Source organism: Rhodococcus sp. NPDC059968 (assembly GCF_042738615.1).
GTDB lineage: Bacteria > Actinomycetota > Actinomycetes > Mycobacteriales > Mycobacteriaceae > Rhodococcus_F.
On the sequence record NZ_JBHWUE010000013.1, the window covers coordinates 73717 to 86980 of the forward strand.

Consider the following 13264-nt stretch of genomic DNA (forward strand, 5'->3'; position numbering starts at 1 on the left):
TAACAATCGAGCTCTACGCAAACTAGGAGGCGGCATGAAGCGCTCACGTATCACGAGCCTCACCGCGGGTGCACTGTGTGCCGCATTCGTCGCCTGCGCCACGGTCGCCAACGTCGGGGTCGCGGCCGCCATGCCGATCTATCCTGCCTCCGACCCCGACCCCTTCTATCTGCAGCCGCAGGGTCTGGCGGCTACCGCGGTCGGCGAGCCGCTCGCGGTCCGTCCGATGCCGCCGCTGCTCGCCTTCCCCGACACCGACGTCTGGCAGGTCAAGTACCGCACCACCAACTCGGAGGACCACCCGATCTCGTCGGTCACCACCGTGCTCGTACCCCGCACCCGGCCGGTGAACGGGCCGCTGCTGTCGTATCAGCACATCATCAACGCGCTCGGACCGCGGTGCGCGCCGTCGCGGACGCTGTACTCGAACGACCCCGACCTCCAGATCAAGGAGGCGCCGGCACTGAACCTCGCATTGCAGCGCGGCTGGACGGTCGCCCTTCCCGACCACCTCGGCCCGAACAGTGCCTACGGCGCCGCGAGACTCGGCGGAACCATCACCCTGGACGGCATCCGCGCGGTTCAGCGGGTGCCGGAACTCGCCGTGGCGGAGAGCCCGGTCGCGCTGGCCGGATACTCCGGCGGCGGCATGGCGTCGGCCTGGGCCGCGGCGCTCGCACCCACGTACGCGCCGGAACTGAACATCGTCGGTGTCGCCGAGGGCGGCGTGCCCATGAACATCGGCAAAATGGCCAACGGACTCGGCATGCAACCGCATCCGGCGTTCGGCCTCGCGATGGCGGCGGCACTCGGACTCGAGCGTGAGTACCCGGACCGCCTTCCGATCAGCGAGCAACTCAACGATCGCGGCCTGGCGATGCGCGACGAGATGGTCAACGCGTGCACCAACGGCATTCTCGCGGCCGGCGCCGGCCGCAGCGCGACGGAGGTCGCCAAGACCACCGACCTCATGAGCAGTCCGCAGGCCTGGGAGGTGCTGAACGAGAACAGCGTCGAGCTGTACCCGGGGGTTCCGACCGCGCCGATCTTCGAATGGCACAGCCCGACCGACGTGCTCATCCCGGTCGACTCGATCGAGGCGACCATCGCGCGATACTGCGCCGCCGGCGCCAAGGTGCAGTCCGATCTCTTCCCGAGTCCCGACCACCTGACCACCGCCGTGCTGGGCCTGCCGACCGCGCTGGACTACCTCGACGCCCGGTTCCGGGGCGACCCGGCGCCGTCCAACTGCTGATCGACGGGGGCGCCGATCCGCGACGGGTCGCCCGTGCGGCTCGTCGCCGGATTGTGTTCTGCCCGTACACAGTCCGAAAGTTGAGCGTTTGAGCAGATCTACCAGGGGGTATTCGGAATCCATGCACCCCAGCACACGCACCGCAGTCGTGACGGGATCGGACTCGCCGATGGGCCGGGCGGTCGCACTGGCGCTCGCGGATGACGGGTTCCACATCGGCCTCGCCTACGCCGCGGACCGGGACAGTGCCGAATCCACCGCCGCCGAGGTCCGGTCCAGATCGGTGAACGCGGCCGTGCAGCGCATGGATCTGGCGGACCTGCCCGACTCCGCGGCCGCCGTCGACGAGTTCGCCCGGGAGCTGGGCGGAATCGGCGTTCTCGTCAGCTGCCCCGGCAGTACCGCCGTCGAGTGCATCCAGCGCGCCGTGCGATACATGATCGCGAGCGGCGAGGGTGGCCGGATCGTCAACATCACCCCCTCCTCGTCCGGGCTCGGCGGACTCACCGGTCTACTCGCCGCCGAACTGGCGCGATATTCGATCACCGTCAATTCGGTCGTGGTGCCCGCGGACGAATCGGACTTCGCATCGCCCGGCCCCGACGACAGCGAAGTCGCCGCCGTCGCGTCGTATCTGACCGCGCCTGCCGCAATGTTCGTCACCGGGGCCGCCTACGTGGTCGACGGCACCCGGATCGCCATGATCCCGCACAGCCTGACCGAGGCCGGCACTCGGCGGCCGGCCCGCCGCGCCAACCGCATCCGGTCCTACACCGGTCGCTGGGCGCCCACCCGCTGGACGCGGTGATCCGGTTCGCGGGACCCCGAAACTCGCGGACCCGCAGCCGAAAGCGTCGTTGCCGCCGCGCACCGGGAGTACCGTGTGCGCAGGGGGCTGCGAGTCGAGAGTGACGGTGTGATGCCGGCGGCAGTGAAGGGCACAGTGGGAAATCTGCCCCACGAACTGACGAGTTTCGTCGGCCGTCGCCGTGAGGTGACCGAGGCGCGACGTCTGCTGTCCGTGTCACGTCTGGTGACACTCGCCGGGATCGGTGGTGTCGGGAAGACCCGGCTGGCGTTGCGGGTGGCCGCCGACGCGAGTCGCGCATTCGAGGACGGCGTGTGGCTGGTCGAGCTGGGGGAACTGGACGACGACACGACACTCGTCGACGCGGTGTCGGCGGCATTGCGACTGCGCGAGCAGCGCTCCGGGAACCCGGAGGTGCTGCTGACCGAGTTCCTCGCCACCCGGCAACTGCTGCTGGTGCTCGACAACTGCGAGCACGTGGTCGCGGCGGCCGCCGCGTTGTCGGAGACGTTGTTGCGGAGCTGCCCGGAGTTACGGATCCTCGCGACGAGCCGCGAACCGCTGGCCATCGGCGGCGAGGCGGTACTGCGGGTGCCGCCGTTGACGGTGCCCGAACCCGGCCGCTCGTCCCTGCAGGGCCTGCCCCAGTACGAGGCGGTGACGTTGTTCGTCGAGCGGGCGGCCACGGCGGTGCCGGAGTTCGAACTCACCGAGGACAACCATGAGGCGGTGGCCCGGATCTGCCGCCAGCTGGACGGGTTGCCGTTGGCGATCGAGCTGGCGGCGGTGCGGCTGCGGGTGATGTCGGCGGAACAGATCCTGCAGCGGCTGACCGACCGCTACCGGTTGCTGACGGTCGGATCGCGGGGCGCGCCGAGCCGGCAGCAGACCCTGCGGCTGTGCGTCGACTGGAGTCACGAGCTGTGCACCGAGGAGGAACGCGAGCTGTGGGCGAGGCTGTCGGTGTTCGCCGGCGGCTTCGAACTGGACGCGGTCGAGGGAATCTGCGCCGGCGACCTGCCGGTGGAGAACGTCCTCGACGTGGTCGCGTCGTTGATCGACAAGTCGATCCTGATTCGGGAGGAGTCGGGGCCGGCGGTGCGCTATCACCTGCTCGAGACGGTGCGCGATTACGGCCGCGAGAAATTGCAGGAGGCCGGGGAGTACGCGTCGCTGCGCCGGCGGCACCGCGACTGGTACGAGCAGTTGGTGGTGCAGTGCGAGGCCGAGTGGATCGGACCCCGGCAGGTGATGTGGATCAGCCGGCTCGACGCGGAGAAGCTGAACGTGCGGGCAGCTCTCCATTTCTGCCTGACCGAACCGGGGGAGGCCGAGACGGGGCTGCGGATCGCCGCCGCACTGTACCCGTACTGGCGCGCCCGCGGACTGCTCCGCGAGGGTCGCCGCTGGCTCGGACAGCTGCTGGGACGGCACCCGGGCGGCGAGAGCCGGGAACGGATCGAGGCGCTGTACGTCGACAGCGTGCTCGCGGGCATGCACGGCGACCGCGAGGCCGCGAAAGCACTGGTCGACGAGGGGGTCGTCCTCGCCGAGAGGAACGGTGACACGCTGATGCGTGCCCTGGTGGTCCACGCCGCCGGGTGCTGCGCCATGTTCGCCGGGGACCTACCTCGCGCACGGGCGTGCTTCGAGGAGGCGCTCGCCGAGTTCCGCGACAAGGGCAACCTGCTCCAACTGACGTGGGGACTGCTCGGGGTGGCACTGGTCAGCGGCATGCAGGGTGACGGGGCGGTGGCGAAGATGTGCGGATCCGAGATCTTCGCGCTCACCGAGGCCCACGGCGAGTCCGTCTACCGGGGCTGGTCGCTGTGGGCGGCGGGAATGGCGGCCTGGCAACGCGGACACCTCGCCCTCGCCGACGACTACGTGAAGCAGGGGCTGCGGCTGTCCCATCTGGTCGACGACCGGATCAGCGCCTGCGGGGCACTCGAGGTGCTCGCCTGGGTCGCCGTCGGCTCCGGCCGGGCGCAGCAGGCCGCCGAACTGATGGGCGCCGCGGAGGCCGTCGCGCAGACCGTCGGCAACCCGAGCACCGTCTACCCCAATCTGCTCGTCCACCACGCGGAATGCGAGCAGCAGGCCCGCGCCGTGATCGGGGACCGCGCGTTCGACGCCGCCTTCGACCACGGTATGCACACGTCCTTCGACGATGCGGTCGCCTACGCGCTCGACGAGCAGCGACCGGAGACGGTGTCGGCGTCGAACGGTGCGTCGCACCTGACCCGACGTGAATGGCAGGTCGCAGAACTGGTCGCCGAGGGGCTCACCAACAAGGCGATCGCAGCCCGGTTGGTGATCTCGCAGCGCACGGCGCAGGGGCACGTCGAGCACATTCTCGCGAAGCTGGGTTTCAACTCGCGCACCCAGATCGCGGCGTGGATCGTCGAACACGCACAGGACCCGCACCCCTGACCGGGCACCCGCACGGGACGAAACAGGTATGTCCCCGGGTCGTTCAGCCGCTGTACTTCCCCGCCGCGGACGGGATGCTCATACGCGTCCCCCCAATCCGGCTCCAGACCGAGGCCCCCGATGTCCACTGATCCCCGAACACACCGAAAGCCCGACCCCCAACTTCCACGGCCCCCGATTCTCCGTCGGGCGCACACCGACCGGTGTCTTGTGTGGATCGGGGGAAACCGAATGGCAGACGACGTGGTGGGGCAGGAACTCGCGGGGGTGACGGCGTGACCACGGACGGCATGACCCGCTGGCAGGGACTTGCCCAGAAATGCGAACTGATGATCCAACGCTGCCTCAACTGCACGACCCTGCTCGCGCCGTTGATGGCCACCTGCTCCGCTTGTCAGGGTTCGAACCTCGAGCGTGTCCCGTCGTGCGGCGTCGGATCGATCGTGTCCTCGAAAGTGGTCCACCGTGAGGTGAACGAGGCCGACCGCGGTCTCGTCCCCTGCACCATCGCGATCGTCGAACTCGACGAGGGGCCGTGGGTGTACACCTGGATCGACGGCGACGTCCCGGCACCGTCCGACTGTCCGGTTCGCGTCGAGTTCCGTCCCGCGTCGAGGTCGGAACAGTTGCCGGTGTTCGCGGTCCGCTCCGCCGGTCAGCGGTGATCGGCGTGACGACACAGACCGCGGACGAACCGGAGGAAGCGTTCGGCACCGATTGGCTGCGCCTGGCGCTTCGCCGGTGCGATTTGCTCGCGCAGATGCACTCGGTGAGTTCGGATGCCCGGTGGATGATCAGCTTCGCGATCCAGTGGGCACCGTTCGGTGGTGCGAGCGCGGCGGAACTGCTGGAGCGATTCGGCGTCAGCCGCCGGCGCTTCATGGAACTCGTACTCGAGGGACTCGCACCGAAGTCCACCGACGTCCAGAAGATCCGTGCGATGAAAAGTCACCTGCGCACGTCCCTCGCGCAGGCGTGGGGCGTGCAGTAACCCCGGTCGATCACCCGGGCAGCAGATCGTCCAGGTGGATCGGCACCTTCCGGACCCGGACCCCGGTGGCGTGGCGAACAGCGTTCGCCACCGCGGCCGCGGCCGCGACGATGCCGATCTCACCGACGCCCTTCGATCCCATCGGATTGGCGTGCTCGTCGACGTCGTCGAGGCACACCGCGTCGAGGTACCTGATGTCGGCGTGCGTGCTGACGTGATAGGAGGCAAGGTCCTGGGTCACGACGTGACCGAACCGGGGGTCGTTCACGCTGCTCTCGTGCAACGCCATCGAGATCCCCATCGTCATCCCGCCGAGCAGTTGCGACCGAACCGTGCGGGCGTTGATCACCCGGCCGATCGCGAACACCCCGAGCATGCGTTCGATGCGGATCTCGCAGGAGTCGCGGTGGACGTGCGCCTCCACGAAGTGGGCACCGAACGAATGGAGCGCGAACTTTCCGGCGTCGGGGTTGTCGGGCGTCCCCGCACTCGCCTCCGCCCCCGGGTCGGGGGACGTGCCGTGCTCGTCCCGGAACGCGCGGGCCGCCGCGACGATCGCACTGCCCCAGGAACTGGTTCCCGTGGAGCCGCCTGCGACAGACGCCGGCGGAAGATTCGTGTCACCGATCTGCAGGGCGATCCCGTCCAGGGGACAGCTCAGCGCGTCGGCGGCGATCTGGGTGAGCGCAGTCCACGCGCCGGTACCGATGTCGACCGACCCGATCTGCACGGTGTACATGCCGTCGGATTCGTACACGATCCGGGCAACCGATCCCGGTGACGTGTTGGCGGGATACGTCGCGGACGCGACGCCCATCCCCACCTGCCACTCCGAGTCCGACCGGGCCCGCACCGTCGCGTCGCGGTCCGCCCACCCGAAACGCCGGGCGCCCTCCCTCAGACAGTCGGTGAGGCGCCGCCCCGACCACGGACGGCCCGTACTCGGGTCGACCTCGGGTTCGTTACGGATCCGCAGTTCGATCGGGTCTAGTCCGCAGGCCACGGCCAGTTCGTCCATCGCCACCTCGGCCGCGAACATGCCCGGGGTCTCGCCGGGGGCACGCATCCAGGAGGGGGCCGGCACGTCGAGGGACGCGACACGGTGAGTGGTGTACCGGGTAGACGCGGAGTACATCAGCCGCGATGGGACCGCCGCCTGTTCGGCGAACTCCTTGATCTTCGCGGACTGCACGATCGCCTCGTGGGAGAGCGCGGTCAGCCGTCCGTCCGCATCCGCCCCGAGTCGGATGTGCTGCACCGTCGGCGTGCGATACGCGGAGAGGGCGAACATCTGCTGCCGGGTGAGCGCGAACTTCACCGGCCGGCCTTCCACCCGCTGCGCCGCCATCACCACGAGCACGTCGTGCGCGTGCGGCAGTCCCTTGGAGCCGAAGCCGCCGCCGACGTACGGGGCGATCACCCGCATCTGCTCGACTTCGAGTCCGAACAGCGGTGCCAGCGTCTGCCGCACGGAGTGGACGCCCTGGGTCGAATCGTGCAGCGTCAGAACCGGTCCGCTGCCGCCCGGGGTCCACCGGGCGATGGCGGCGTGCGGTTCCATCGGATTGTTGTGTTCCATCGCGGTGGAGTACACCTGATCGACGGTGACCGCGGCGGCGGCGAGTGCCGCGTCGACGTCGCCGTCCTCGGTGTCGGTCGGGAACCCCGCGTTGACGTCCTCGGGGGCGTACAGATCGTCTCGGCCGGAACGGAAGTCGGTGTCGTGGGATGCCACGTCGTAGTCGACGCGCACGAGGCTCGCGCCGTGCCGGGCGACCTCCGGTGACTCCGCGACCACCGCACCCACGAATTGGCCGCGGAAGTGGACCTCGGGGTCCTGCAGGATCGCAAGTTCCCCGTCCGAGGCGTCCGCGAGGCGGGGCGCATCGAACACCGTCAGGACCGCGAGCACCCCGTCCAGGGCTTCTGCGTCGGCCGTGTGCATCGCCGTGACCCGGCCGCGTCCGATCGTCGACAGGATCGGATGCAGATACGTCGGCTCGTCCACCGGGTACTCGAACGCGTACAACGCGGTACCGGTCACCTTGTCGTGGGCGTCCAGGCGTTCGGCGGAGGTTCCGATCACCTTCGGATCGACGAGGGTCATCGGCGCGCCTCCTCGGCGAGTGAACGGAGTACCGACGCGAGCACCCGCCGGGTCAGTGCGACCTTGAATTCGTTTCCCGGAAGCGGCTGCGCCGCTGCCAGTTCCGCTGCGGCGGCCTCGGTGAACGTGTCCTCGGTGGGCGGCGACCCGACGAGGACCCCCTCGGCGAGCGTGGCGCGCCAGGGCCGGTGCGCGACCCCGCCGAGCGCGACCCGCGCCGACGTGATCGACGCATCCCCGATCGTCAGCTCGGCGGCCACCGACACCAGCGCGAACGCGAAGGAGGCACGGTCGCGCACCTTCCGGTACGCGGACCGGTTCCCGGCAGGCGGCGGGGGCAGCTCCACGGCGGTCACGAGGTCGCCGTGCGCGAGGACGGTGTCGTGGTCGGGCCGCTCTCCGGGAAGCCGGTAGAACTCGCTCAGCGGGATTCGCCGTTCACCGTCGGCACCGCGCACCACCACGACCCCGTCGAGCGCCGTCATCGCGACGGCCATGTCGGACGGGTGCACCGCGACGCAGTGCTCCGAGGCACCGAGAATGGCGTGGTAGCGGACATAACCGCCGATCGCGGAACACCCGGTGCCGGGCTCCCTCTTGTTGCACGGCGTCGTGACGTCCTGGAAGTACACGCAGCGAGTCCGCTGCAGCAGATTTCCTGCGGTGGTCGCGAGGTTGCGCAGTTGACCCGACGCACCGGAGAGGAGCGCGCGCGACAGCATCGGGTACCGGGCGCGGACGACGTCGTGCGCGGCGAGGTCGCTGTTGCGGACGGCCGCCCCGATCCGGAGCCCGCCGTCCGGTAGTTCGTCGACGTCGCCGAGGGGGAGACGGCTCACATCGACGAGGAGATGCGGTTGCGCCACCCCCAGCTTCATGTGGTCGACGAGGTTGGTGCCGCCGGCGAGGAACGACGCCCGAGGATCACCCGTGACCGTGGCGACGGCACTGTCGACGTCGGCGGCCCGCTCGTAGTCGAAGGGAATCATGCCTCCGCCGCCTGCCTGATCGCCGCGAGGATGTTCGGGTACGCGCCGCACCGGCAGAGGTTCCCGCTCATCCGTTCCCGGATCTCGTCATCGGTGAGTTCGGGCGGTGCGGTCAGGTTCTCGGTGACGGCGCTCGGGTGCAGGGCCAGGAACTCGTCGAACATCCCGATCGCCGAACAGATCTGACCAGGCGTGCAGTAACCGCACTGCAATCCGTCCTGCTCGACGAACGCCTGCTGAACGGAGTGCAGCACCTCGCCGTCGGCCAGTCCGTGTGCGGTGACGACGCGTTCCCCGTCGTGGGCGACAGCGAACGTGAGGCAGGACGTGGCGCGTCGGCCGTCGAGGAGAACGGTGCACGAGCCGCACTGGCCGTGATCGCAGCCCTTCTTCGGTGCGGTCACCCCGAGGTGGTCGCGGAGCGCGTCGAGCAGGGTCGTGCGGGTGTCGACTTCGAGGGTCCGTTCCTCACCGTCCACGGTGAGGGTGATCTTCCGGTAGCGGGGGCTGTCCGCGACATTCATGGCGGAAGGTTACCCGCGGTGACAGATCCCGAATCAGTGTCGGCGGTGCCACAGTGGTGGTTCCCCTGACGGCGGACTGGGTACTTGCTGAACCCGGAAACAGTGAGTGATCAGGAGGGGACGTCATGCGCGTCGAGCACATCACGGTGGTCGTGCCCGCCCACGACGAGGAAGCGCTGCTGCCGCGCTGCCTGGAGGGGTTGCGTACCGCCGCGCGGGCGGTGTCCGTGCCGGTCACGACGGTGGTGGTGCTGGACGGGTGCACCGACGGCAGCGAAGCCGTCGTCCGCAGGGCGGACGTCGACGTCGTGGTCCTGGGTGCGCGGAACGTCGGCGCGGCCCGGCGTGCGGGTTTCGAGTCGGTCACCCCGCGCCCACACGAGTGGTTCGCCACGACGGACGCGGACTCGCGCGTCCCCGCGCACTGGCTGTCGTCCCACCTGCAGCACGCGAGTCGTGGGGCGCAGTTGGTGGCGGGCACGGTGGCGGTGACCGATTGGTCGGGGTGGCCCGACCATGTCCGGTCGCGGTACGGCAGCACCTACCGGTCCGGGGCCGCCCACGGGCACGTGCACGGCGCGTCCCTCGGATTCTCCGCGGATCTGTATCGGACGGTGGGAGGGTTTGCCGCACTGCCCGCGCACGAGGACGTGGATCTGGTGCAGCGGATGGTCGAGCGGGGAGCGAACGTGGTGTGGAGTATCGACGCCCCGGTGGAGACGTCGGCGCGAGTCGAGGCCCGAGCCCCGCAGGGTTTCGCCACCTACCTCGAGGGATTGCAGGACCGATGAGCGCCGACGTGACCCACGACAGCAGTCCCACCGACGCCGCAGTGCGGGCGACCATCCGTTCGGGGGACGCGGAACTGCCGCTGCCCGGCGGTGGGTCGACCGCAGCAAGATGGTCGCGGCTGACGGAATGGTGCCGCCACGACCTCTCGGCCGGCCGACTCCTCGAGGCACACGCAGACGCGGACGCGATCCTCGCCGAGATCGACGGCACCCGCGCCGGCCGGAACGAGTTCTGGGGCGTGTGGGCCAGCGAGCCACCGCAACCGGTGCTGAACGCGTTCCGCGACGCGGCCGGGTGGCACCTGCAGGGGACGAAGGCGTGGTGCTCCGGGGCGTCGATGTGCACGCACGCCCTGGTCACGGCACGAGTCGACGGGCAGCCCCGGCTGTTCGCCGTCGACCTGCGGGAACCGGGGGTCACGGCGGGCCACGGAGGCTGGCGGAATCCGGGCATGGCGGCGACCGGCACCGAGTCGGTGACGTTCGACGGCGTTCCCGCACGACCGGTCGGCGCGGCGGCCGAGTACCTCGACCGTCCCGGGTTCTGGCACGGCGGCATCGGGGTGGCGGCGTGCTGGTTCGGGGGTGCGCTCGCCGTCGCGGAACCGCTGCGGGTGCGAGCCCGGAGTGGCCGCGCGGACAGTCACCAGCTCGCGCACCTCGGCGCGATCGACGTCGCCGTCAGCGCGGCGCGATGGGCACTGGGGTCCGCGGCCGGGGAGGTGGATACGAGTCCCCTCGATCGGAGGTCCGCCCAGGTGCGTGCCTTCCGGGTGCGGGGGCTGATCGAGCGGACCGCGAGCGACGTGATCGACCGCGTCGGCCGCGCGCTGGGCGCCGCGCCGCTCGCGACGGATGCCGACCATGCCCGCAACGTCGCGGACCTCCTCGTCTACATCCGGCAATCCCACGCCGAGCGCGATCTCGCGACACTCGGCGCACTCGTCGCGGGGGAGGACTGACAGTGGAGAACGGCACCAGATTCCAGGCGATCCCCGTGGCCGCGCGCGGCACACCGGAGGACGAGTGGCAGCGGTGGCTGGCGACCACCCACTTCCTGCCGGTACCACTCACGGAATGCGACCGGTTGGTCGTCGTCGCCCCACATCCCGACGACGAGGTACTCGGCGTGGGCGCGTTGATGGCCACCGCCGCGGCCGCCGGCGTACCCGTCGTGGTGGTGGCGGTGACGGACGGTGCGGCATCCCACCCGGACTCGCCGACGCTGTCGCCCGACGGGCTGGCCGCCGCACGGATCGCGGAATCGAACCAGGCGACAGCGCTGCTGGGTGTCTCCGAACCACTGCGACTCGGACTACCGGACGGCGGGGTGAGCGCGCACGAGCAGGAACTCGTCACTCGCCTCGTCGACGTGTTCACCGCGACCTCCGGGGAAGGGGAGAGGGTGTGGGTGCTCGCGACCTGGCGAGGCGACGGCCACCCCGATCACGAAGCCACCGGAAGAGCTGCGGCAGAGGCATGTTCGATCACCGGTCACCATCTGGTGGAGTATCCGGTCTGGATGTGGCACTGGGCGCGGCCGGCCGATCCGGCGGTGCCCTGGGACCGGATACGCGTACTGACCCCGGCCGCCGAGATCCTGGCACGCAAACGCCGTGCCGTCGACGAATTCCGCACCCAGATCCTCCCGCTGTCCGAGGACCCGCGGGACGCCGCGATCCTCCCGCCGTGGGTGCTCACGAGACTGATTCGGACGGCGGAGTGGGTGCTGTGGTGAACGCGATGGATCCGGGCTACTTCGAGACGATGTACGCGGAATCGGCGGATCCGTGGGGCTTCGACGAACGGTGGTACGAACGCCGCAAGTACGCGCTCACTCTCGCCGCCCTGCCCCGTCCGCACTATCGCCGGGCGTTCGAACCCGGATGCTCGATCGGCGTGCTGACGACGCACTTGGCGAGACGCTGCGACCGGGTCGTCGCAACGGACGTGGTTCCCCGTGCGCTGGAGAGCGCACGGGACCGTCTGCGCCGCGAAGGAGTGGCCGACCGGGTGGAACTCGGCCGGGCATCGCTGCTCGACGCGTGGCCACCCGGCGTCTTCGACCTCGTCGTACTCAGTGAGGTGCTGTACTACCTGACGCCCGCCGACCTCGCCACCACGCTGGGACGTGCCGTCGACGCCCTGGAAGAGGGTGGCACCCTCGTGGCGGTCCACTGGCAACATCCGGTACCCGAGTATCCGCAGACCGGCCGCGCGGTCCACGAGACGGTCGCCGCGACCGCCGGCCTCGACCGTGCCGGGTCGTACCAGGACGCGGACTTCCACCTCGACGTCTACACCCGGGGACCGATGCCCTCGGTGGCCGCGGCGGAAGGGTTGAGCTGACCGGGCCACGCCCTCACTGTTCGGGCAGGGTGCCGGTCTCGAGGAAGATGACGCGCCTGCCGACCTCGACCGTGTGGTCGCAGAACCGCTCGTAGAAGCGGCCCAGCAGGGTGATGTCGACGGCCGACTGCACACCGTGCGGCCAGTCCTCCGCCTGCGTGATCGTGAACAGGCTCCGATGGAGATCGTCCATCGCCTCGTCCGCCGTCAGCAATCCGCGCGCGCGCTCGGGGTCGCGGTGCTGCAGCACCTGCTCGGTTTCCTTCGCCTGAGCAACAGCGACGGCGCCCATCTCGGTGAACACGTCCAGGACCTCGTCGGGAACGACGTGGTCGGGATGCCGCCGGCGGGCGATCTTCGCGATGTGCACCGCGAGACCTCCCATGCGGTGCAGATCCGCGGAAATATGGAGGCCGCCCACCATGAATCGGAGGTCGTGGGCGACCGGCGCCTGCAGCGCCAGCAGGGCGAAGGCGCGCTTCTCCCAGTGCGCCGCGGCATCGTCGAGCTCGCCGCTCACGTCGATGACGTGCTCGGCGAGCTCGAGGTCCGCCTGCAGCAGTGCGTCGCTCGCCTCCGACATCGCGGTAACGGACAGCCGGCACATGGAGGCGAGATCGCCGGACAGACTGTCGAGATTTTCCGCGAATTGAGTGCGCATCGGCTCAGCCTAGGGGTGTTCTGTGACAACTGCTTCGATCTACCGGGGGTCGGCGTGGGCCAGCTTCCGGTATCCCTGCGCGCCCGCGCGGTCTACCGCCGCCTTGACCAGGCCGAATACGGTGCCCTGCACGGCCGCCGCGATCAGCACCTCGCGGGTGCTGCGTGAGAGATCCTTGGGGTCGGGAGCCTCGGATTCGCCGGCGACACGCTTCCACACCTGACCGAATACCGCGCTGGCCGCGATTCCGCCGGCGACACTCGCGGCCAGCGCCAACGGTTTGTACATTGCCTTCGATACGGCACTCATGTTCCCGCCCTTCGCATTCGATCCCGTCGATCGCTCTCGGTACGGCG

The 13264-nt window shown here is 69.8% G+C and carries 14 protein-coding genes; 9 read left to right on the plus strand and 5 right to left on the minus strand.

Annotated elements, in window-relative coordinates; all coding sequences use genetic code 11:
* Positions 1-34: 34 nt before the first annotated feature.
* The 5 genes from ACFWAY_RS14155 to ACFWAY_RS14175 all read left to right on the plus strand — a co-directional run bounded on the left by ACFWAY_RS14155 (position 35) and on the right by ACFWAY_RS14175 (position 5487).
* Positions 35-1255 (plus strand): lipase family protein, encoded by a 1221-nt coding sequence (locus ACFWAY_RS14155; RefSeq protein WP_378453150.1) that lies wholly within the window; start codon positions 35-37, stop codon positions 1253-1255.
* Between the two features lie 121 nt (positions 1256-1376).
* Positions 1377-2063, plus strand: a complete 687-nt coding sequence (locus ACFWAY_RS14160) for an SDR family NAD(P)-dependent oxidoreductase (protein ID WP_378453149.1) — start codon at positions 1377-1379, stop codon at positions 2061-2063.
* A 75-nt stretch (positions 2064-2138) separates the two neighbouring features.
* Positions 2139-4496 (plus strand): ATP-binding protein, encoded by a 2358-nt coding sequence (locus ACFWAY_RS14165; protein ID WP_378453148.1) that lies wholly within the window; start codon positions 2139-2141, stop codon positions 4494-4496.
* A gap of 275 nt (positions 4497-4771) precedes the next feature.
* Positions 4772-5161 carry a Zn-ribbon domain-containing OB-fold protein gene (locus tag ACFWAY_RS14170; RefSeq protein WP_378453147.1) on the plus strand — a complete coding sequence of 130 codons (390 nt, stop codon included), beginning with the start codon at positions 4772-4774 and terminating at the stop codon, positions 5159-5161.
* Positions 5162-5166: 5 nt separating this feature from the next.
* Positions 5167-5487 carry a hypothetical protein gene (locus ACFWAY_RS14175; RefSeq protein WP_378453146.1) on the plus strand — a complete coding sequence of 107 codons (321 nt, stop codon included), beginning with the start codon at positions 5167-5169 and terminating at the stop codon, positions 5485-5487.
* 10 nt (positions 5488-5497) lie between these two features.
* Here the strand turns inward: ACFWAY_RS14175 and ACFWAY_RS14180 are convergent, their stop codons facing one another.
* From ACFWAY_RS14180 to ACFWAY_RS14190, 3 genes are read right to left on the minus strand one after another with little or no spacing between them, the layout of a single operon-like run.
* A complete protein-coding gene (locus ACFWAY_RS14180; RefSeq protein ID WP_378510993.1) occupies positions 5498-7594 on the minus strand; it encodes a xanthine dehydrogenase family protein molybdopterin-binding subunit in 2097 nt (698 codons plus the stop codon).
* Entirely contained in the window at positions 7591-8583 is a 993-nt protein-coding gene (locus ACFWAY_RS14185; protein WP_378453144.1) for an FAD binding domain-containing protein, read from the minus strand. Before ACFWAY_RS14185 ends, ACFWAY_RS14180 begins: the two co-directional genes overlap by 4 nt.
* Positions 8580-9107 (minus strand): 2Fe-2S iron-sulfur cluster-binding protein, encoded by a 528-nt coding sequence (locus tag ACFWAY_RS14190; protein ID WP_378510994.1) that lies wholly within the window; start codon positions 9105-9107, stop codon positions 8580-8582. Before ACFWAY_RS14190 ends, ACFWAY_RS14185 begins: the two co-directional genes overlap by 4 nt.
* 125 nt (positions 9108-9232) lie before the next feature.
* Between ACFWAY_RS14190 and ACFWAY_RS14195 the strand changes: the two genes are divergently transcribed.
* From ACFWAY_RS14195 to ACFWAY_RS14210, 4 genes are read left to right on the plus strand one after another with little or no spacing between them, the layout of a single operon-like run.
* Entirely contained in the window at positions 9233-9898 is a 666-nt protein-coding gene (locus ACFWAY_RS14195) for a glycosyltransferase (RefSeq protein WP_378510995.1), read from the plus strand.
* Positions 9895-10860 (plus strand): acyl-CoA dehydrogenase family protein, encoded by a 966-nt coding sequence (locus tag ACFWAY_RS14200; RefSeq protein ID WP_378453141.1) that lies wholly within the window; start codon positions 9895-9897, stop codon positions 10858-10860. The genes ACFWAY_RS14195 and ACFWAY_RS14200 overlap by 4 nt, the downstream gene beginning before the upstream one ends.
* 2 nt (positions 10861-10862) lie before the next feature.
* Positions 10863-11636 carry a PIG-L deacetylase family protein gene (locus ACFWAY_RS14205; protein WP_378453140.1) on the plus strand — a complete coding sequence of 258 codons (774 nt, stop codon included), beginning with the start codon at positions 10863-10865 and terminating at the stop codon, positions 11634-11636.
* Positions 11630-12247, plus strand: a complete 618-nt coding sequence (locus ACFWAY_RS14210) for a class I SAM-dependent DNA methyltransferase (protein ID WP_378511022.1) — start codon at positions 11630-11632, stop codon at positions 12245-12247. The genes ACFWAY_RS14205 and ACFWAY_RS14210 overlap by 7 nt, the downstream gene beginning before the upstream one ends.
* Before the next feature lie 13 nt (positions 12248-12260).
* Here ACFWAY_RS14210 and phoU read toward each other — a convergent pair whose 3' ends face one another.
* Together phoU and ACFWAY_RS14220 are read right to left on the minus strand one after the other, a co-directional pair.
* Positions 12261-12908 carry a phosphate signaling complex protein PhoU gene (gene phoU, locus ACFWAY_RS14215; RefSeq protein WP_378453139.1) on the minus strand — a complete coding sequence of 216 codons (648 nt, stop codon included), beginning with the start codon at positions 12906-12908 and terminating at the stop codon, positions 12261-12263.
* Between the two features lie 39 nt (positions 12909-12947).
* Positions 12948-13217 carry a DUF4235 domain-containing protein gene (locus ACFWAY_RS14220; protein ID WP_037203470.1) on the minus strand — a complete coding sequence of 90 codons (270 nt, stop codon included), beginning with the start codon at positions 13215-13217 and terminating at the stop codon, positions 12948-12950.
* Positions 13218-13264: the final 47 nt, after the last annotated feature.

Excerpts from the sequence above, each read along its gene's own strand:
- ACFWAY_RS14220 (WP_037203470.1), bottom strand. The coding sequence starts at position 13,217 with ATGAGTGCCGTATCGAAGGCAATGTACAAACCGTTGGCGCTGGCCGCG.
- ACFWAY_RS14185 (WP_378453144.1), bottom strand. The coding sequence starts at position 8,583 with ATGATTCCCTTCGACTACGAGCGGGCCGCCGACGTCGACAGTGCCGTC.
- ACFWAY_RS14160 (WP_378453149.1), top strand. The coding sequence starts at position 1,377 with ATGCACCCCAGCACACGCACCGCAGTCGTGACGGGATCGGACTCGCCG.
- ACFWAY_RS14190 (WP_378510994.1), bottom strand. The coding sequence starts at position 9,107 with ATGAATGTCGCGGACAGCCCCCGCTACCGGAAGATCACCCTCACCGTG.
- ACFWAY_RS14155 (WP_378453150.1), top strand. The coding sequence starts at position 35 with ATGAAGCGCTCACGTATCACGAGCCTCACCGCGGGTGCACTGTGTGCC.
- phoU (WP_378453139.1), bottom strand. The coding sequence starts at position 12,908 with ATGCGCACTCAATTCGCGGAAAATCTCGACAGTCTGTCCGGCGATCTC.
- ACFWAY_RS14195 (WP_378510995.1), top strand. The coding sequence starts at position 9,233 with ATGCGCGTCGAGCACATCACGGTGGTCGTGCCCGCCCACGACGAGGAA.
- ACFWAY_RS14180 (WP_378510993.1), bottom strand. The coding sequence starts at position 7,594 with ATGACCCTCGTCGATCCGAAGGTGATCGGAACCTCCGCCGAACGCCTG.
- ACFWAY_RS14200 (WP_378453141.1), top strand. The coding sequence starts at position 9,895 with ATGAGCGCCGACGTGACCCACGACAGCAGTCCCACCGACGCCGCAGTG.